This window comes from Amycolatopsis nigrescens CSC17Ta-90 (assembly GCF_000384315.1).
GTDB lineage: Bacteria > Actinomycetota > Actinomycetes > Mycobacteriales > Pseudonocardiaceae > Amycolatopsis > Amycolatopsis nigrescens.
This window is the reverse complement of record NZ_ARVW01000001.1, coordinates 1509629-1528053: the sequence shown is the minus strand read 5'-3', so window position 1 is coordinate 1528053 and position 18425 is coordinate 1509629. Positions and strand designations below refer to the sequence as shown.

Genomic DNA, 18425 nt, shown 5'->3' with positions numbered 1-18425 from the left:
CGCGATGCGTGAGCATAGATGCAAAGTCTATTGCATCTAGTGTGAAACGCAGGCTAAGTTGCCTCAACTCTTTCATCGCAGGACACCCCGGAGGTGCTGCCATGGCGTTGCTGGCGAGACTGGACCGGCTCCCGCTGAGCCGTCCCCACTACGGGCTGCTGCTGATCGGCGGGCTTGGCTACACGTTCGACGGCATGGACTCGGCCGTGGTGGCCTTCCTGCTGCCCAGCGTGAAGGCCGTCTGGGGACTGGACAACGGCCAGCTCGGCCTGATCGGCTCGGCGACCCCGTTCGGGTTTCTGTTCGGCGCGGTTGCGGCGGGCCTGCTCGGCGACCGGATCGGCCGCAAGCAGGTGATGATGTACGCGCTCGCCTTCTACGCGGTGTTTTCGGTCATCGCGGCTTTCTCCCCGAACTACGGGGTCTTCCTCGGTGCCCGCGTGCTTGCCGGCGCCGGAGCCGGGGCGGAAAGCGCAATCATCGCGCCGTTCCTGTCCGAGTTCGTGCCGGCGAAACGGCGGGGCTGGTTCGTCGGCGCGCTGGCCGGATTCTTTTCCTTCGGTTTCGTGGCCGCGGCGCTGATCGGCCGGTTCGTCGTACCGGCCGGAGCGGAAGGTTGGCGGGTGGCGCAGCTGATCACCGCGGTGCCGATCGTGATGCTGCTGTGGTGGCGGCGCTCGCTGCCGGAGTCGCCACGCTTCCTGCTTGCGAAGGGACGTCGCGAAGAGGCCGAAGCCGTGGTCGTCGCACTGGAACGCAAGGTCGAGGCGGCTACCGGACGCCCGTTGCCACCGGTGCCCGAAGCGACCGCGCAGCCGGCCGTGCAGACGCCCAAGGTCAACCTGCTGAGCGCGCTGAAGTTCCTGTGGAGCCCGGCAATGGCCAAGCGGACCTCGGTGATCTGGCTGGTCTGGTTCGTCATCACGTTCTCGTACTACGGCTTCTTCTCGTGGATCCCGACCCTCCTGGTGGACCGCGGGATCACGGTGACGAAGAGCTTCGAGTTCTCGATCATCATCTACCTGGCCCAGGTCCCCGGTTACTTCTCCGCGGCCTGGCTGTCCGAAAAACTGGACCGCAAGCACACCATCGCGCTGTATCTGGCCGGGTCCGCGATCAGCGCGTTCTGGCTGAGCCAGATGGACAGCGGATGGTCGATCACGCTGGCCGGGGCGGTGCTGTCGTTTTTCCTGAACGGCACTTACGCGGGCGTCTACTCCTACACCCCCGAGGTGTTCCCGACCTGGATCAGGGCCACCGGCACCGGGCTCTCCAGCGCTTTCGGCCGGGTGGGCAGCATCCTGGCGCCGACCATCATCGGCCTGTCCGCGGCCAGCCTCGGCTTCGCCGGGGTGTTCGGACTGACCACCGCCGTGCTGGCGGCCGGGGTGATCTGCGTGATCGTGTTCGGCCTGTCCACCGCCGGACGTTCCCTGGAAGACCTGACCGAGCACGGCCGCCCCGTGCAGACCGCCAAGGAGATGACCAAGTGATCGGACTGTCGGAATTCTCGACCGTCGAGGAAGAGGTGCGCCGCGCGGTCGGCGTGCGGTTGTTCACGGTACTGGCCTGGTTGCCCGAGCGCCGGGCGCTGCGCCGGGTGCACAGCAGCCATCCCGGGCTGTACCCGGTCGGTGGCGAGAAGACGGTGGAGGTCGCGGCCGGCTGGTTGGAGCGGTGCATCACCGGGCAGCGGCCGTATCTCGGCGCGGACCGGGAGGCGGTACGTGAAATCTTCGCCGACTACGAGCTGATCGAATCCCTCGGCTGCGGCGCCGTGATCAACCTGCCGGTGACCGACGGCGAGCGGACCCTGGGCGTGCTGAACCTGTTGGACGTGGAAGGCAGCTACGACGACACGTCGGTCGAAGCGGTGCTGCCGCTGGCTGGGCTCGCGGTACCCGCCCTGCGCGCCCTGGTGGAGGAGAAGTGATGAAGGGTTCCTTGCTGCTGCGCAACGCCCGGCTGCTCGACCCGGTCAGCGGGGAGTACGCCGAGGCCGACCTTCGCTGCGCGGACGGGCGGATCGCGGAGACCGGACACGGGCTGACCGCCGGTGACGTCCGGACCGAAGACCTCCGCGGCGCGGTCGTGCTGCCGGGTCTGATCGACGCGCATGTGCACGTCACCGCGTCGACCGCGGACCTCGGTGCGCTGAACTCGCTTTCCCCGTCCTACGCTGCCGCGCACAGCGCGCGGATCATGGGGGAGATGCTGAACCGCGGTTTCACCACGGTTCGCGACGCCTCCGGTGCTGACTTCGGTCTCGCCGACGCGCAGGCCGAAGGGTTGTTCCGCGGGCCGCGGCTGTTGTTCTGCGGGCGTGCGCTGAGCCAGACCGGCGGACACGGCGACAGCCGCGGTCGTGGCACCCACTCGCACGACGACCACCCGTGCTGTGCCGGCCTCGGCCGGATCGCCGACGGCGTGGACGCGGTACGGGCCGCGGCCAGGGACGAGCTTCGCAAGGGGGCGCACCACATCAAGGTGATGGCCTCCGGTGGTGTCGCCTCACCGACCGACCGCATCGACTCCGTGCAGTACTCCGCCGAGGAACTGCGCGCGGTGGTCGAGGAGGCGGCCGCGGCCAATCGCTACGTGCTCGCGCACGCCTACACCGCCCGCGCCATCAACCGGGCGTTGGAGCTGGGCGTGCGGTCCATCGAACACGGCAACCTGCTCGACGACCGCAGCGTGGAGCTGTTCGCCGAACATGACGCGTTCCTGGTGCCCACCCTGGTCACCTATTGGGCGCTCAAGCAGGAGGGCCGCGAGCACGGCCTGCCAGAGCGGAGCTGGCGCAAGGTGGACGAGGTGCTCGGGGCCGGCCTGGCCGCACTGGAACGGGCCGCGCGCGGCGGAGTGAAACTGGTCTACGGCAGTGACCTGCTCGGCGGTATGCACCGGCACCAGAACCACGAGTTCCGGCTGCGGGCCGAGGTGCAGCAGCCGATCGACGTGATCAGGGCGGCCACGTCGACCGCGGCGGACCTGGTCGGCATGACCGGCGAGATCGGCACCCTGGCTCCCGGTGCGCACGCCGACCTGCTCGTCGTCGAAGGCGACCCGCTGACCGACATCGGGGTGCTGGCCGAGCCGTCGCGATTCCGCCACGTCGTCCAGTCCGGGCGGGTTGTCACCCCCTGAACCTCGCCTCGCGCAGCCGCTCATCGATCCAGCGGAGCACGTCGGGTGCGGAGGTTTCGGTTATGTCGTAGTGCCCGGCGCCCGGGTAGCGCAGCAGGGTCGCGTCGGTGCCGAAAGCGCGAGCCTGTGCGGCCGCCCGTTCGGTCTGCTCGGGCGGCACCAGGGTGTCGGCGTCGCCTTGGGTGATGAGCACCGGTGCCGAGCGGTGGCGGGGGACGGCGTTGCCGGCCAGCCGGTCGCGAAGACGGCCGGCGGCGCCAGGTGTGCGCGGGGTGAACTCGCCGCCGGGCAGTGCGAGGCCGATCATCCGGTCGGTCAACTCGTCCAGGCACGTGGTGTGCAGTCGTGGCAGCTCCCGCAGTGCCCGCGGGCCGAGATAGTCGCTGTAGCGCAGTGGCGGGTGCTGAGTGTCGAGTCCGGTCAGCAATGCCAGGAAATACGCGTGGTCGACCGGTTTCACGTCCCCATCCGCATAGGCGCGGTTGTCGGTGACCGGGGCGAGCGCGACCGCGCCTCGGAAATCCAGCCCGTGGCTCGCGCGTTCAGCGGCCGCGAGTGCCGCGTGCCCGCCTTGCGAATGTCCCACCGCGAACCAGCTCGCGGAGAGGCGGGGCGCCAGCCGACGCGCGGCGTGGACCGCGTCGACCACCGAGCGTCCGGCGCTTTCCGCGATCAGGTACGGATGCACGCCCGGGCTGCCCAGCCCTTCGTAGTCGGTGGCGGTGACGGCGTATCCGGCCCGCACGAACTTCGCCAGATAGCCGGGGTAGCCGTATCCACCGAGCTCAGGATCGCGTGATGGAGCGCAGCGGTCACCGACGCCGGTCGTCCCGTGCGCCCATGAAATCACCGGCCAGCCACCACCCCGCGGCGGCGTGCCGGGCGGCACCAGCACGAACCCGGTGACCGTGGTCGGAAAGTTCGACGTCGTGGTCGAGGGGTACCGGATCCGGTACCCGGCAGCGCCCGTGGCCGCCAGTTCGGCGGGCAGCTCCATGCGCGACGGTGTGGCCGAAGCCGGCGCGGCGACCAAAGGACCGAGCAGAAGGACCGTCAGAATCTTGCGGGACACCCGCACCCGATCGATGGGGGCATGCGCAGAAAGCCTCGCATGCCCCCATCTCAGAACCACCAGCAGACGCCGCATGCGAAGACGGTAGGTACGCCATAACCGTGTCCGCCATGTGTGAACGACTCGATCGGATATGAGGGACTCCAGCGGGTCGGCCCAACGGCGTGCACCGGCTACGGTTCTCGAAGTCAGTTCACGAGCGGGAGGCCCCCATGGTCGAAAAACTCGTCCACGTCAACGGCGTGGATCTCTGCGTTGAGACCTTCGGTGACCCGGCCGAGCCCGCGATCCTGCTGATCGGTGGCGCGACCAGTTCGATGGACTGGTGGGAGGACGAGTTCTGCGAGCGGCTCGCGGCAGGACTGCGGTTCGTCCTCCGGTACGACAGCCGCGACACCGGACGGTCCACCTCCTATCCCGCCGGGGCGCCGCCGTACAGCCAGCTCGACCTGACCGCGGACGCGGTCGGGCTGCTCGACGCTTTCGGGCTGGCCGAGGCGCATGTCGTCGGCATCTCGATGGGCGGTGGCATCGGTCAGCGGCTCGGTGTCGAATTTCCCGACAGGGTCTCTTCGCTGACGCTGATCTCCACCAGCCCCGGTGGTCCCGGCGGCCCCGCCAACCCGGATCTACCGCCGATGAGCGAGCGGATCCAGGCGTTGTTCGCCGAACCCGCGCCGGACCCGGACTGGTCCGACCGGGCCGCGATGACCGACCACATGGTGGCCGGATACCGCCCGTTCGCCGGCTCGTGCCCAGTGGACCAGGAGCGGGAGCGCGAGCTGGCCGGCCGGATTTTCGACCGGACCACGGACATCGCGGCCAGCATGACCAACCACTGGATCATCGAAGGCGGCGACCCGATCCGGCACCGGCTCGGCGACGTGACCGCGCCGACGCTGGTCTTGCACGGCACCGAAGACCCGCTGTTCCCCTTCGGCCACGCCGAAGCACTGGCCCGTGAAATCCCCGGCAGTGACCTGGTCGCGCTGGCCGGCGTCGGGCACCAGATGCCACCACGGCAGGTATGGGACGTGGTCGTCCCGGCCATCCTGCGGCACACGTCCGGCGGCTGGGAGCGGCAGGCGGATCGCCTTGCCGCCCAGTCGCTGGCCACCGGCAGCCCGACCGGCTGGTTCGAACGGCTCTACCAGGCGGGGGTCGCCGGCGAGACGACGATGCCATGGGATCGACGGGCTCCCCACCCGCTGCTCACCGAATGGGCCCACGGCCTGCGTGGCGAAGGCCGTTCCGCGCTGGTCGTCGGCTGCGGTTTCGGCGCCGACGCCGAGTTCGTGGCCGGGCTCGGGTTCGAAACCGTGGCGTTCGATATTTCCGACACCGCCGTCCGGCTCGTCCGTGCACGCTTTCCCGAATCCCCGGTGGAGTATCTGCGGGCGGATCTGTTCGAGCCGCCCGCCGGCTGGCAGGCCGCCTTCGACCTGGTGGTCGAGATTTTCACCGTGCAGGCGCTACCGGACTCGGTCCGGGACAAGGCCACCGCCGCCGTGGCGAACCTGGTCGGTCCCGGCGGCACCCTGCTGGCCATCGAAGCCGTCCGCGAAGACCCCGCTGTGCAGGGCCCGCCGTGGCCCCTTACCCGCCGCGAGATCGAGTCCTTCGCCACCGGCGGTCTCACTCCGGTGCGCGTGGAGGAGATCGCCGACCCGCACCGGTGGCGCGCCGAGTTCCGGCGACCCCGGTGACAACCCGAGTCGCGTCAGCCTGTCTCAGCCTGCCGGGTACTCGTCGTGGAAGAGGATGTTGCCGCTACCAGCCGGAGCGCCGAGCGCGGTCGCGCGACCGGCGGGCTGTTCCCACTCCTCCTGCCGGCCCAGGGCGGTCAGGTCCAGGTAGGCATGCGTGCCGCCGGTCTGTTCGAGACCGCGCGCGAAAGTGGAATACGTGTGGAAGACGGTGTCCCCGTCGCGCAGGAAGACGCTGATCCCCGGGTAGTCCCCGCGCCGGGCGGGCGACCAGGGGAAACCCGCGCGGGCGAGTTCGGCTTCGTCGCGGTAGTTCAGCAGCACGGGGGCGACGGTCTCGTCCACGGTGGCGTGGAAATCGTAGTTGAAGTCGCTGCCGTGCGCGGAGTACCAGGGGAAAGTCCAGCCCATCCGCGCCTTGAACGGGCCGATCTTGGCCTGCGGCGCGCGGGAGACCGCGACCAGTGCGGTGTCACGCGCTCGGAGATGGGCGAGATGGCCGATGTTGTCGGCGGTGGACGAGCAACTCGGGCAGCCGGTGTCGCGCGAGGTCTCGTTGCCTTCGGCGTCGACGTCCCAGGCCCACATCAGGTGGTGCAGGATCAGCTGGCGGCGGCCGTCGAACAAGTCGAGCAGGCTCGCCTTGCCATCCGGGCCCTCGAACACGTACTGCTTGTCGACCCGGACCATCGGCAGCCGGCGGCGCTCGGCGTTCAGCTCGTCGCGGGCACGGGTGAACTCCTTCTCCTTGGCCAACAGCTCCTTGCGGGCGGCGAGCCACTCGTCACGGCGCACTATTCGGGGGAGATTCATGGGCGTCCTCCTGACTCGGTGAAGCGGCCCCTCTCCGGGCGCTCGTGAGTTAGACCGCGACGACCGCCGGAACTAATCGGTGCGGGGCGAGAAACGAGCCGCTCTACATGCGCCCCGGTTCGGCACGCTGGTCGGCCGCCGCGGACCTCGCGACGATGAGCTGCCGCAGCGCGGTCAGCGCGCGGTGTTGGGCGATGCGCACCGCACCGGCACTGGGCATGCCCAGTGCGGCCGCCGTGTCCCTGGCAGGCAGGCCGAGTATCACGCGGAGGATCAGTATTTCGCGGTACTGCGGCGCCAACCGGCCGAGCAGGTGCTCGATGTCCTGACGCCGTTCGACTTCCTCGACACCCCGCGAGGTGTCGGACAGGCCCCATCCGGAGTCGGGGAACTCCGCGACCGGCACGCTGGCATCACGGGCGTGCCGCCGATAGGAGTCGACCACCTTGTGCGCCGCGATTCCGTAGACGAATCCCAGGAAACGGTCCGTGCCGTGCCGGTAACCCGGCAGCGCGCGCAGCACGCCGAGAAGTACCTCCTGCGCGCAGTCTTCCGCGTCTTCGACCCGCCGGGGCCCCGTACCGAGCCTGGCCCGGCAGTACCGCAGCACCAGCGGGCGCAGCACTTCCAGCAGCCCTTCGATGCCGGCGCGCTCGCCGGCCACTGCCGAAGCCAGCAAGTGCCGGTTCGCCGAAGAAAGCATTGTGGGCGGCTTGTCCGACGGCGGGCCGGTGGCCGGCAGCGGCATGACGCTCCACCCTTGGGTTTCGACGGACGGCCCTGGCGAAACGGGCCGGCTAATCTGCCAGGGGCCGGAGCAGTGCTCCAGAATAACCGTGAACTTCAGTAGCGGCAACACTACGGAAGTCTGTTCGTATTCAGAAATTAGTCGCCATTATTGTCCGGAATTTCGGCCAGTCCAATGTCTTGTGGTGGCGCAATTTTTGCGGATGGAAAATGTCTATTGTGGACCTATTCGAACGGTTGATCTTCGACCCGCCGCTCCAGTTCGGCTCGGTCCAGGGTGTAGGCGAGGAAAAGGCCGCCGATGGTGCGGAGCATGAGTTCGTTGTCCTCCTCGGCGGGAAGGGGGCTGGTGAGCCGGTGCAGGGCGAACCCGTCGGTGACCGCGACGAAGGCCTTCGCCGCCTGCTCGGGGTGCCGCACGCCGAGTGCGGCGAGTACGGGCACGGCGACATCCTGGAAGGTCTGCATCGATTCCGCGACCGCGTCGCGCAGCAGCGGGTTCCGGGATGCTTCGAGGTAGACCTCGTACTGGGCCACGCTCACCCCGGATTCGCCGGAGACCAGCGCCCGCGCGATCCGTTCCCCGATCTCGATCGTCGAGCGCGCGCCGGACACCGCGGTGCGGAGCAGTCGGGTGAGTGTTTCCGCGCGTTCGTGCACGTGGAAGCGCAAGGTCTGCTCGATCAGGTCCTGGCTGGTTTTGAAGTAGTAGCCGGCCGTCGGGGCGGGCAGTCCGGCGCGTGCCGAGACCGCCCGGTGGGTGACCGCCTTGATGCCACCCTCGATGATCAGCTCGATGGCGGCGCGCAGTAGGGCCTCGCGTCGCTCCCGGCTTCGCTCTTGCTTCTCGCCACGCGCGGTGACCATTGACACACTCCAGTCGGCTGTTTAATACTTCCGTATCACTTAAAAGTAATACGTCAGTATCACTTTACCGCCTGTCAGTTTTCGTGGAGGAACAATGGGCAAGCAACGTCGCTGGCCGCCCCTGCTGGTGCTGATCGCCGTACTGGCCGCGCTGCTCACCGGCACGGCGGGCACGGCGGCGGCCGAGCCGATTCCGTTCCCGAAGGACGACCCGTTCTACCAGCCGCCGGCCGGGTTCGAGTCCACCGCGCCGGGCACGATCCTGCGGCAGCGCGAAGTGAACGCGAGTACCTATCTGATCCCGGTGCCGGCCAAGGTCTATCAGGTCCTGGTGCGCACGACCGACTCGAAGGACCAGCCGGTGGCCACGGTGAGCACGGTCTTCGTGCCGCCGCTGCCGCCGGACCGCCGGCGCCCGCTGCTCTCCTTCCAGATCGCCACGGACAGCCTGGGCACGCAGTGCAACCCGTCGTTCGGGATGCGCGTCGGCCTGGAGAAGGAGGTCACCGGCATCTGGACGGCGCTGTCCAACGGCTGGGTCTCGGTGATCACCGACTACCAAGGTCCTCGGATGGCCTGGGCGGCGGGAAGGATGGCCGGCCACGCCGTACTGGACGGCATCCGCGCCGCGCACAACCTGCCTGAGGCGGGTCTGGACCAGAACGGCCCGGTCGGTGCGTGGGGATATTCCGGTGGCGGCCAGGCGACCGCGTGGGCGGCAGAGCTTCAGGGGCAGTACGCGCCCGAACTGAACGTCAAAGGCTGGGCGGCCGGCGCGTTCCCCGGTGACCTCGCCCAAACCCTGAAGGGCCTCGACGGCGGGCCGTTCTCCGGTTTCACGCTTGCCGGTGCCGTCGGGGTGAGCCGCGAGTACCCGGAGCTCGATCCGCTGTTCAACGACAAGGGCAGGCAGCTCGCGGTGCAGATCGGTGAGCGTTGCCAGCTCGAACTGGTGGCGATGAACCCGTTCAAGAAGCTCAACGACTACACCACCAGCGACGTCTTCACCGATCCGCTGGCCGGCCGGGTGCTGGCCGACAACCGGCTCGGCGGTTCGGCCCCGACCGCTCCGGTGCTGGTTCAGCAGTCGTCGCTGGACGAGCTCATCCGTCCCGAATACAACCAGGACGTCGCCAGGCAGTGGTGCGCCGGAGGCACCGATGTCGAGTATCACCTGTCCGCCTTCCCCGGCCACGTCGGCTACGCGCTCGGCAGCATTCCCGGTGCGCTCACCTGGTTGTACGGCCGCTTCCTCGGCCTGCCGACCGGCGGCAACTGCGGAACACAGGGCTGAGGAGACGATCATGCGGAAATCACTTGGCGGCCTGGCCGCCGCGCTCCTGCTGGCGGGCACCGCGGTGACCACACCGGGAACCGCGGCCGCCGCCGGAGCCGCCGCGGACTGTCCTCAATGGAAACAAAGCGAGGTGGCCACCGGATTCGGGCTGCCACTGGAGAATCTGGCCTTCGACGGACGAGGCGGGTTGCTGGTGTCGGCGACCCTGTTCTCCGGGTTCGGCTCCATCAAGAGGGTCACGCCGGACGGCGAGATCGGCACACTGGTGGACAATGTCAACGGCCCAGGTGCCATCCAGGTCCGGGACGGCAAGGTCTACTACAACACCGGGCACAACACCCTTTCCGGGACACTCGGCCTCACCGACGGCACGATCGACACGGTGGACCTGAACACCGGTGAGCGTGCCACCTGGGCCCGCAACCTCACCATGCCGGACGGGATGACGTTGCTGCCCAACGGTGACGCCGTGATCAGCACGCTGATCGGCCCGAAGGCCGGACTCACCAGGGTGCCGAAGGAGGCGCCGGCCGCGCCGGTGCCCTACCCCCGGAATGTCCCCGGCCCCAACGGCCTGGTCGTCAGTCAGGACGGCGCCACCCTGTACGCGGTCAGCACGCTCAACCCGGACCGGCAGATCGCGAAGATCGATATTGCGCATCCGGAAGACGAGAGCCCCGGTGGCCTGCGGATCGACGCGCCGTGGCCGTTCAATGCGCTGGACGACCTGACCATCGGGCCGGACGGGATGATCTACACGGTCGGTGAGCACGGCATCGCGTATCGGGTGGATCCCGTCAGCGGCTCGAGCTGCGCGATCTCGCACGAGGTCTTCCTCGGCTCGTCCGTGCGGTTCGGTGCGGGGCCGGGTTGGGACCCGGCCAGTCTCTACACCACCGGCTTCGACGGCACAGTCCGACGGCTCACGCCGCCGCCGAGCTGAGTGCGGCTTGGTCAGACGGGCATCGCCGAGGAATGGTGGGTCACGATCAGCCATTTCCCGCCGCGGCGTTCGTAGACGAACGTGTACCGCGCGTCCATCGACTCCTTCGCCCCGTTTCGGTCGAGGTTGAACCGGTAGACGCCGGTGTCCACGGCGGTGTCCTCGTCCAGCACGGAAACGAGTGAACGCAGGATTTCGCCGGTCGGGTGGCCTTCCATGAAGTGGTCGAAATAATCGACGATCTCTTCGCGGGTGGAGCGCACCTGGTCGGAGAGGGTGGGCAGCAGCACCGCGTCCGGGGCGTAGTGGTCGGCCACCACCTGCGGATCGTAGGTGACCAGCGACCTGTGCCAGGCGCTGAACAGGCCGGCGATCTCCTCTTTCGTCGGCGGTGCCGGCTTGGGCGCGGCACCCGGTTGGGTCGACGGCGTGCCGCACGCGGCGACGAGGAGAGCGGCGATCGCCAGGGAACTGGTGAGGAGGGGACGGCTGTTGTGCACCTGAGGCACCTGCTTTGTCGAGTCGGATTCTGTCAGCGCCGAGCTCTGGAATGCCATACCGTATACAGTATGGACAGGCTTGTCTATGGGTGAAACCAGGCTGATCAGGTCCAGCGGGCCTGCGCCGGGAGTGTGAGGCCCGATGTCCGCGCATCGAGCAGTGCGTCGATGAACGCCCGGACAGCGGGCGCCGCCGGGCGTCTGGGATCCCGCACCAGGGCGATCGTGCGTTCCACCGGAGGACTTTCCAGCGGCCGATCCCGCAGCCCGGCGAACGCGATCAGCGGTAGCACCAGGCCGGGCACCGCGGAGACACCGAGGCCGGCGGCGGCGAGGCCGGCGACCGCCGCGATATTTCGCGCCTCGGTCACCCGGCCCGGCGTGAGGCGCGCGTCGTCGAATGCCCGGTCGACCAGGCGGCGGATGCTGCTCGCCGGGTCGAAGGCGATGAACGACTCGGCCCGCAGCTCGGTCCAGCTCAGGGTGTCCATGTCGGAAAAACGGTGTCCCTCGGGGAAGATGCAGCAGAACCGGTCGGCGGCCAGCGGCCGCACGTCCAGGTCTCCCGGGGTCTCGGTGGTCACGGTGACGGCCAAGTCCACCTCGCCGCCGCGCACCTTGGCCAGTACCTCGTCCGAGAGCGCGTCCTCGATGGACAGTTCCACGCCGGGATGGTCACGCCGGTAGCCGGCGACCACCGGCGGCAGCAGGATCGCGGCGAGCGAAGGCAGGGTGGCCACCCGTACCCGGCCACGAGTGCCGGCGAGGAACCCGGTGAAGTGGTTCATGCCGGCGTCGAAGGAAGCCACGATCCGGCTCGCGATCCGGACGAACTCGGCTCCCTCCGGGGTGAGTTCCATTCGGCGCGTGGTGCGTTCGAACAAGGTCACCGCGAGACGTCGTTCCACCTCGCCGACCGTCCGGCTGAGCGAGGACTGCGCGAGGTGCAGCCGCTTCGCCGCGGTGGTGAACCCGCCGGCGTCGGCGACTTCGACCACCACGCGGAGCTGCTGAATCGTGAGATCCATGCGCATAGCGCATCAGTCTATGCGAAATCATTGCTTGACCTCGATATGGGCGTGGATCACAGTTCAACCCGTCAACGGTGACTTCGGCGCAGACGGAGGTCCGCAATGCTTGCCCTGGCGGGTTTCCTGACCATCGCGGTGTTTCTCGCGGCGGTACTTTCGCGCAGGGTTTCGGTGCTGCTCGCGCTCACCGTGATCCCGATTCTCGCCGCGCTCGCCGTCGGTGCCGGGCCGCGGATCGGCGAGCTGATCGGAAAGGGCGTCACCACGGTCGCCCCGGTCGCGATCATGATCACCTTCGCGGTGCTGTACTTCTGCCTGATGATCGACGCCGGGCTGTTCGACCCGGCGGTGCGCCGGATCCTGCGGTGGGCCAAGGGCGACCCGCTCAAGATCACCGTCGGCACCGCGGTGCTCACCCTGCTGGTCGCGCTGGACGGCGACGGGGCATCCACCTTTCTGATCACAGTGTCCGCGCTGCTGCCGCTCTACCGGCGCATCGGCATGCGGCCGCTGGTGCTGGCCGGGGTGGTCTGCCTCGGCGCGGGCCTGATGAACATGGTGCCGTGGGGCGGGCCGACCGCGCGGGCGATGGCCGCGCTGCAGCTGGACAGCGGCACCCTCTTCCTGCCGTTGCTGCCGGCGATGATCGCCGGCGCCCTGTGGGTGCTGCTCGCCGCTTATCTGATTGGCCGCGCCGAGCGCAAACGGCTCGGTGTGATCACCCTCGACGAGCCGGTTGCCGGGGAAACGGTGGAGCGGGGAACCGCGGCTCGGATCAGGTTCTCCGCCAACGTGATCCTCACCCTGGGACTGGTCGCGGCCCTGCTCGCACAGCTGGCGAAACTCGAGATCCTGTTCCTGGTCGCCTTCGTGCTGGCCCTGTTGATCAACCGTCCGAAATGGACTGACCAGCAACGGCTGTTCGAGCAGCACGGGCACAACGTCGTGCTGGTCACCACGATGATCTTCGCTGCCGGAGTGTTCACCGGGATCCTGTCCGGCACCGGCATGATCGACGCGATGGCCCGTGCACTGGTCGGCGTGATACCGGGCTGGGCCGGCGGCGCACTGCCGGTGCTCACCGCGGTCACCGGCATGCCGCTGAGCCTGGTTTTCACTCCTGACGCGTACTACTTCGGTGTGCTGCCAGTACTCGCGGAGACCGGCTCGGCGCTCGGCGGTGGCCCGGCCGAGGTTGCCAGGGCCGCGCTGCTCGGGCAGATGACCACCGGGTTCCCGTTGAGCCCGCTGACCGCGTCCACGTTCATCCTGGTCGGCATGACCGGTGTGGATTTCGGCGCGCACCAGCGGTTCATCTTCAAATGGGCCTTCGGTACCACGCTGGTGATGACCGTCGTGGCGCTGGCCACCGGCGCCATTTCGCTATAGGGAAAGGCAGGGGAGATGACCGGACGCCGGGTACGGATCGGCAGCGGCGCGGGTTTCTCCGGCGACCGCTTCGAGCCGGCCGAGGCGCTCGCCAGCGCGGCCGGGCTCGACGACCTGGTGCTGGAATGCCTGGCCGAGCGCACCATCGCCCTCGGCCAGCAGCGCAAGCTGGCCGACCCGGATGATGGCTACGACCCCAGGTTGGTCGCCAGGTTCGAACGGCTGCTGCCGCTCACCGCCGCACACGGCGTACGGGTGCTGAGCAACATGGGCGCGGCCAACCCGCTCGCCGCCGGCCGTGCGACCGAGCGGCTGCTGCACCGGCTCGGCCTGGCGCGGAAGGTGGCCGTGGTGACCGGTGACGACGTGCTGGCCAAGCTCGAGCCGGACGCGCTCGCGCTCGAGGACGGCCGTCCGATCGCCGCGTACGGCGAACCGGTGTCGGCCAACGCCTATCTCGGTGCCGAAGCGATCATGCCGGCGCTGGAGGCGGGCGCGGATGTCGTGCTGACCGGGCGAGTCGCCGACCCTTCGCTGTTCGTCGCCCCGCTGGCGCACCGGCACGGCTGGGACCTGGCCGACCCCGGACAGATGGCGGCCGGCACGCTGACCGGACATCTGCTGGAATGCGCCGGGCAGCTCACCGGCGGCTACTTCGCCGATCCGGGACGCAAGGACGTTCCCGGCCTGGCGAGTCTGGGCTTCCCGTTCGCCGACGTCGATCCGGACGGCTCGGCCGAGTTCTCGAAACTGGTCGGTACCGGTGGCCTGGTGTCCAAGGCGACGGTCCGCGAGCAGTTGCTGTACGAGGTCACCGACCCGACCGGCTACCTGACCCCGGACGTGACCCTGGACCTGCGCGAGGTGCTGGTGGACGAGATCGGGCCCGACCGGGTCGCGGTCCGGGGCGCGGTGGGTCGCCCGCGGCCGGAGCAGCTGAAGGTCAGCGTCGGCTACCGGGCCGGCTACCGTGCCGAGGCCGAGATCTCCTATGTGGGGCCACAGGCGCGAAAGCGGGCAGAACTGGCCGGGGAGATCGTGCGTACGCGGCTGGAGGGTGCGAAGGTGCGGATCCGGGTCGACCTGATCGGTCCACTGTCCACAGTGCATGAACAGGACGGTGGGGATGATCCGGGTGAATGCCGGTTGCGGGTGGCCGGGCTGGCGTCCGCACCTGACCTCGCCGAAGTGGTCGGCCACGAGGTCGAAGCCTTGTACACCAACGGACCCGCAGGTGGCGGTGGGGTGCGAGTGACGACCGCCGAGGTGATCGGCATCGTGTCCACGCTGATCGGGCGGGATCAGGTCGAGCCAGCGGTGACCCTGTTCGGAGGTGCCTGATGCGGGTGATGCTGCACGAAATCGCGCACTGCCGGGCCGGGGACAAAGGTGACATCTCGATCCTGTCGCTTTTCCCCTACGACGACCGGATCTTCCCGCAGCTTGAACGCGAGGTGACCGCTGCACGGGTACGCGCACACCTGGCCGGCCAGGTGTGCGGTGAGGTAGTGCGGTTCGTGCTGCCCAGGTTGTGTGCGCTGCAGTTCCGCTGCCGCCAGGCCCTCGACGGCGGTGTGACCACCTCGCTCGCGCTGGACACCCACGGCAAGGGATTCAGCTTCCGGCTGCTGTCCCTGTTCGTCGAGATCGAGGAACCCTGATACGCGCCTGAGCCATCCCGTGGCGCACCGCGTTGATCTTGACGGTGGGTGCCATCCGCGGCAGCGCCCCTGCTGTTCAGCTACTTGCTTCCGCGATGCGCCGATGGGCGCGGTCGAGCAGTTCGGCGGCGGCACCCGCGGCGGCGTACCTGGCTGCATCCAGCGCGCCGATCGCCGCCCCGAGCGGATCGGGATTGGTCGCCCGGTGCACAGCTTCCCACATCCAATGGTGCGCACCGCGGCCTTCCAGCCCTGTGGTCCTGGCACGGATCTCGGCGTTCGCGCTCAGCTCGCGGTTCGACAGACTGACCCGTACGTCGGAGTCCTCGTTGAGCCCGGCATGGACCACCGCCTCGTTGGCGGCCCACCACGCCAGATCCCGCAGGCTCTCGTCCGGCAGGAACGCCAGCTCGTCGGTGTCCGCGCCAAGCGGCCCGCTGCCGGGCGAGCGCCGGGAACCGTCCGGAAGCCGCTCCTCCCGGTACAGCTCGGACAACCGCGGAAGGATCCGGTATGCCAGGCAGGCAGCTTTGATCCGGTCGAGATCCCCGGGGCGAAGCTCATGACCGGTGAACCGCTCCACCGCGACCAGCCCCTTGCCTATGCGGTTGTGGAAGTCGTCCAGGTCCAGCCCTTCGAGCGCCGCGGTGACCTCGGGATCGTCCGGTGGATCCTGGGTGCCGGGTTCGCAGGACATCAGAACTTCGCCGTTCCTGGCCATGGACAGCCGGGTCACCGCGTTGACGTTCCAGTACATGCTGGCCGCCCGCCCTGCTTGCGACAACGGTCGCAGGACCGGTCCGTACGAACCCTGATAACCGTTCTCCTCGATGGCCACGACCGCGCCGTCGACCTCCAGCACGGCAACCCACGGGTCGATGCCCATGGCCTCGCGCAGCTCGGTCAGTGCTGCCGGTTCGGCGGGATCGGCTCCGAACGCGTGCAGGACCTCCTCCGACGTGATGCCGGTGGCGACGGTGACCGTGGCGGCGACCTGCAGCGCGCTGTCGTTCACCCACCGATACCCGTCCTCGGGACTGCTGATGACCGGCGGTTCGGGTTCCCCGCGAAGCCGGTGACCAAGTCGGTCGGTGGTCTCATACACGAGTTCTGCTGACCGAGGCGCACTCCAGAGCACCAATTCGTAGCTCTCTCGCTCGTCGTCGGTGTCGCGGCCATTGGCGTGCACACGTACCCGGTAGTCGCCAGGCCACGGTGGTGTTTCGTCCCGCAGGTTCCGCTGTGCCGGCTGCCGGGGACCGAATACCGATGCGGACCCGGTGAGTGCCGTCCAGCTGGCCTCGACCACCTCGTCCCACCATTCCGCGTCGACTTCCGCGGGCGGTTCCTCGAGCACACGCAGGGTCACCGATACCCAGCCCTCCTCGATGCCGGTCCGGATCACCAGTCCGCCGCCGGTCACATCGACCAGCCCGTTCCGGCTGAAGTCCGGGTCCTCGGGAAAGGCGGCGCCTTCGGCCAGCGCGAACCGGTGATCGTGCACCAGCACCGAGCCGCTCGCGGCCCGCGGAAGCAGATACTCCACACGGCGCTTCTCCAGCAGTGCGCCCGCATATGCGGTGGGCATGGCCGTTTCGCGCAGTCGTAGCGCGGTGACCCCAAGCGCCACGCCGACCACCGTGTCAGCCGTGCCGATCACGGGCATGTCCAGGGTGCGCAGCACGATGGCGGCAGTAGCCACCGCAAGCGCGAGATGCGCCGTGCCATGCCGGGCGGCGACCCCCGCCTCGTCGGCCGAGTCCGTCACAGTCAGCAGCCCGGCGACCTTTTCGTATCCGGCCAGTTCAGCGGTGAGTGCGTAGATCATGCCGGTGACGCCGGGGCGCAGCGCGTCCAGCAGCTTCACTGCGCGTGTGGTGTCGCCTTCGGAGTCCATGCCGATCGTCGTCACAAGGGACGATCCTGGGGCGGCGAGTTGCTCCGCGAAGCCTGCCGTCGACGTTGGGGACAGATTGTCCACGGTCAGTTCGAGAGCCCCGAGTAAACGTTCCGTGAGTACCGGCCGGAGCTCCTGCAGCCCGTTGAACACCAGTGAACCGGAGTCCTGGCCCCATGGCCGGTCGCGCAGGTTCGCTCCGGACCGGCCCAGTTCGGCAGCCGGTGTGGCCGGCACCGCGGCCATGATCAACGGCATCGCCCTGACCACGGTGCTCACGATCTCGTCCGCGAACCCCGCTGGTGGGTCGAAAGCCCGTTCCGTCGTTGTCTGCCCTGGAAGGCCGTTCTCCGTCGTCACTACGCCATCCTGCCGGACGGAGTGGTGACGCTCAGACCCAGTAGGCGACGCGCGCGCGGTAGTTGCGCAGCACGATGAGCGCGAGCGCCCAGCCGACCACGGTGACTCCGCCGGCGACTACCCAGTGCGTCCAGCTCTGGGCCTGCCCTACCAGCGGTGCCCTGATGATCTCGACGAAGTGGTAGATCGGGTTGAGCTTCAGCACATCGACACCCACCGAGCCCGGACCGGCGTTGTCCTGGTTCGCGGCCAGCACCTGGTCCATCGACCACATGATCGGCGTGGCGTAGAAGAGCATCGTGATGAAGCTCTGGATGACCGGAGGGACGTCGCGGAACCTGGTGGCGATCACCCCGAACAGCAGCACCACCCAGGTGCCGTTCAACATGATCACCAGCAGGGCAGGCAAGGCCATCAGCATTCCCCAGCCGAGCCCGGGATGCAGGACCGTGCCCGGTCGGTCGACCACGTGGTACGGGTGGCTGATGCTGCCGAAGAAGACCACCAACACCAGGACGTAGACGCCCATGTTGTGCGCGAAGTAGAGAACCTGCCGCCACACCGTGCGGAACGCGTAGACGGTCACCGGCGCGGGCAACTGCTTGATCAGCCCTTCGTTCGCGATGAACGTTTCGGAGCCTTCCACGATGCAGCCGTTGATGAAGTTCCAGAGGATGAGTCCGGTGGTGATGCTCGGCAGCAGGGTCGAGATCGACGTGCCGAAGAGTGCGGAGTTGACCACACCGAGCGCGAGCGCGGTGACCGCCATGCCGATGGTGATCCAGAGCGGGCCGATCGTCGAACGCCGGTAGCGCTGCTTGATGTCCTGCCATGCCAGATGTGCCCAGAGCTCGCGCGCTCGCAGGGCACTGAGCAGGTCCTGGAACGCGCGCCGGAAACTCTTCGGCGGGACCAACGGCGTCATCTCGGTGCTGGCGGACATCCATCACAAGCTATCAGTGCCGGTGACTCTGAATCGGGACCCGCCGCTCCAG

The 18425-nt window shown here is 68.5% G+C and carries 17 protein-coding genes; 9 read left to right on the top strand and 8 right to left on the bottom strand.

Going from position 1 to position 18425, the window contains the following annotated elements; translation table 11 throughout:
* Positions 1-101: 101 nt before the first annotated feature.
* The 3 genes from AMYNI_RS0107015 to AMYNI_RS0107005 are packed head-to-tail and all read left to right on the top strand — an operon-like array spanning position 102 to position 3147.
* Positions 102-1493, top strand: a complete 1392-nt coding sequence (locus tag AMYNI_RS0107015; protein WP_020667281.1) for an MFS transporter — start codon at positions 102-104, stop codon at positions 1491-1493.
* Entirely contained in the window at positions 1490-1933 is a 444-nt protein-coding gene (locus AMYNI_RS0107010; protein WP_020667280.1) for a GAF domain-containing protein, read from the top strand. The genes AMYNI_RS0107015 and AMYNI_RS0107010 overlap by 4 nt, the downstream gene beginning before the upstream one ends.
* Entirely contained in the window at positions 1933-3147 is a 1215-nt protein-coding gene (locus AMYNI_RS0107005; protein ID WP_020667279.1) for a metal-dependent hydrolase family protein, read from the top strand. The genes AMYNI_RS0107010 and AMYNI_RS0107005 overlap by 1 nt, the downstream gene beginning before the upstream one ends.
* On the opposite strand, the gene AMYNI_RS43865 is transcribed toward AMYNI_RS0107005, so the two are convergent.
* Positions 3137-4144 carry an alpha/beta hydrolase family protein gene (locus AMYNI_RS43865; RefSeq protein ID WP_169515711.1) on the bottom strand — a complete coding sequence of 336 codons (1008 nt, stop codon included), beginning with the start codon at positions 4142-4144 and terminating at the stop codon, positions 3137-3139. The genes AMYNI_RS0107005 and AMYNI_RS43865 overlap by 11 nt on opposite strands.
* 287 nt (positions 4145-4431) lie before the next feature.
* Here AMYNI_RS43865 and AMYNI_RS50010 point away from each other — a divergent pair, with 287 nt between their 5' ends.
* Complete coding sequence (locus AMYNI_RS50010) at positions 4432-5925, top strand: alpha/beta fold hydrolase (RefSeq protein ID WP_020667277.1); 1494 nt, start codon at positions 4432-4434, stop codon at positions 5923-5925.
* 24 nt (positions 5926-5949) lie between these two features.
* On the opposite strand, the gene AMYNI_RS0106990 is transcribed toward AMYNI_RS50010, so the two are convergent.
* The 3 genes from AMYNI_RS0106990 to AMYNI_RS0106980 all read right to left on the bottom strand — a co-directional run bounded on the left by AMYNI_RS0106990 (position 5950) and on the right by AMYNI_RS0106980 (position 8352).
* Positions 5950-6738 (bottom strand): DUF899 domain-containing protein, encoded by a 789-nt coding sequence (locus tag AMYNI_RS0106990; RefSeq protein ID WP_026360137.1) that lies wholly within the window; start codon positions 6736-6738, stop codon positions 5950-5952.
* A 103-nt stretch (positions 6739-6841) separates the two neighbouring features.
* On the bottom strand, positions 6842-7486 hold the full coding sequence (locus tag AMYNI_RS43855) for a sigma-70 family RNA polymerase sigma factor (RefSeq protein ID WP_020667275.1): 645 nt from the start codon (positions 7484-7486) through the stop codon (positions 6842-6844).
* Between the two features lie 224 nt (positions 7487-7710).
* A complete protein-coding gene (locus AMYNI_RS0106980) occupies positions 7711-8352 on the bottom strand; it encodes a TetR/AcrR family transcriptional regulator (RefSeq protein WP_020667274.1) in 642 nt (213 codons plus the stop codon).
* Positions 8353-8446: 94 nt separating this feature from the next.
* On the opposite strand from AMYNI_RS0106980, the gene AMYNI_RS0106975 reads away from it, so the two are divergent.
* Together AMYNI_RS0106975 and AMYNI_RS0106970 are read left to right on the top strand one after the other, a co-directional pair.
* Entirely contained in the window at positions 8447-9646 is a 1200-nt protein-coding gene (locus AMYNI_RS0106975) for a lipase family protein (protein WP_020667273.1), read from the top strand.
* A gap of 10 nt (positions 9647-9656) precedes the next feature.
* Positions 9657-10592, top strand: coding sequence for an SMP-30/gluconolactonase/LRE family protein (locus AMYNI_RS0106970; protein ID WP_020667272.1), 936 nt, complete (start codon positions 9657-9659; stop codon positions 10590-10592).
* Positions 10593-10603: 11 nt separating this feature from the next.
* Here the strand turns inward: AMYNI_RS0106970 and AMYNI_RS0106965 are convergent, their stop codons facing one another.
* Together AMYNI_RS0106965 and AMYNI_RS0106960 are read right to left on the bottom strand one after the other, a co-directional pair.
* A complete protein-coding gene (locus AMYNI_RS0106965) occupies positions 10604-11149 on the bottom strand; it encodes an SgcJ/EcaC family oxidoreductase (RefSeq protein WP_084628312.1) in 546 nt (181 codons plus the stop codon).
* Positions 11150-11196: 47 nt separating this feature from the next.
* Complete coding sequence (locus AMYNI_RS0106960) at positions 11197-12126, bottom strand: LysR family transcriptional regulator (protein ID WP_020667270.1); 930 nt, start codon at positions 12124-12126, stop codon at positions 11197-11199.
* Between the two features lie 99 nt (positions 12127-12225).
* On the opposite strand from AMYNI_RS0106960, the gene AMYNI_RS0106955 reads away from it, so the two are divergent.
* From AMYNI_RS0106955 to AMYNI_RS0106945, 3 genes are read left to right on the top strand one after another with little or no spacing between them, the layout of a single operon-like run.
* Positions 12226-13512 carry a CitMHS family transporter gene (locus AMYNI_RS0106955; RefSeq protein ID WP_020667269.1) on the top strand — a complete coding sequence of 429 codons (1287 nt, stop codon included), beginning with the start codon at positions 12226-12228 and terminating at the stop codon, positions 13510-13512.
* A 15-nt stretch (positions 13513-13527) separates the two neighbouring features.
* Positions 13528-14853, top strand: a complete 1326-nt coding sequence (locus AMYNI_RS0106950; RefSeq protein ID WP_020667268.1) for an acyclic terpene utilization AtuA family protein — start codon at positions 13528-13530, stop codon at positions 14851-14853.
* Positions 14853-15173: an AtuA-related protein gene (locus AMYNI_RS0106945; RefSeq protein WP_020667267.1), complete on the top strand. Its 321-nt coding sequence runs from the start codon at positions 14853-14855 to the stop codon at positions 15171-15173. The genes AMYNI_RS0106950 and AMYNI_RS0106945 overlap by 1 nt, the downstream gene beginning before the upstream one ends.
* 76 nt (positions 15174-15249) lie before the next feature.
* On the opposite strand, the gene AMYNI_RS43850 is transcribed toward AMYNI_RS0106945, so the two are convergent.
* Positions 15250-17430 (bottom strand): DUF6461 domain-containing protein, encoded by a 2181-nt coding sequence (locus AMYNI_RS43850; protein WP_020667266.1) that lies wholly within the window; start codon positions 17428-17430, stop codon positions 15250-15252.
* Positions 17431-17461: 31 nt separating this feature from the next.
* Positions 17462-18373: a galactan export ABC transporter permease subunit Wzm/RfbD gene (gene wzm, locus AMYNI_RS0106935; RefSeq protein ID WP_020667265.1), complete on the bottom strand. Its 912-nt coding sequence runs from the start codon at positions 18371-18373 to the stop codon at positions 17462-17464.
* Between the last annotated feature and the right edge of the window lie 52 nt (positions 18374-18425).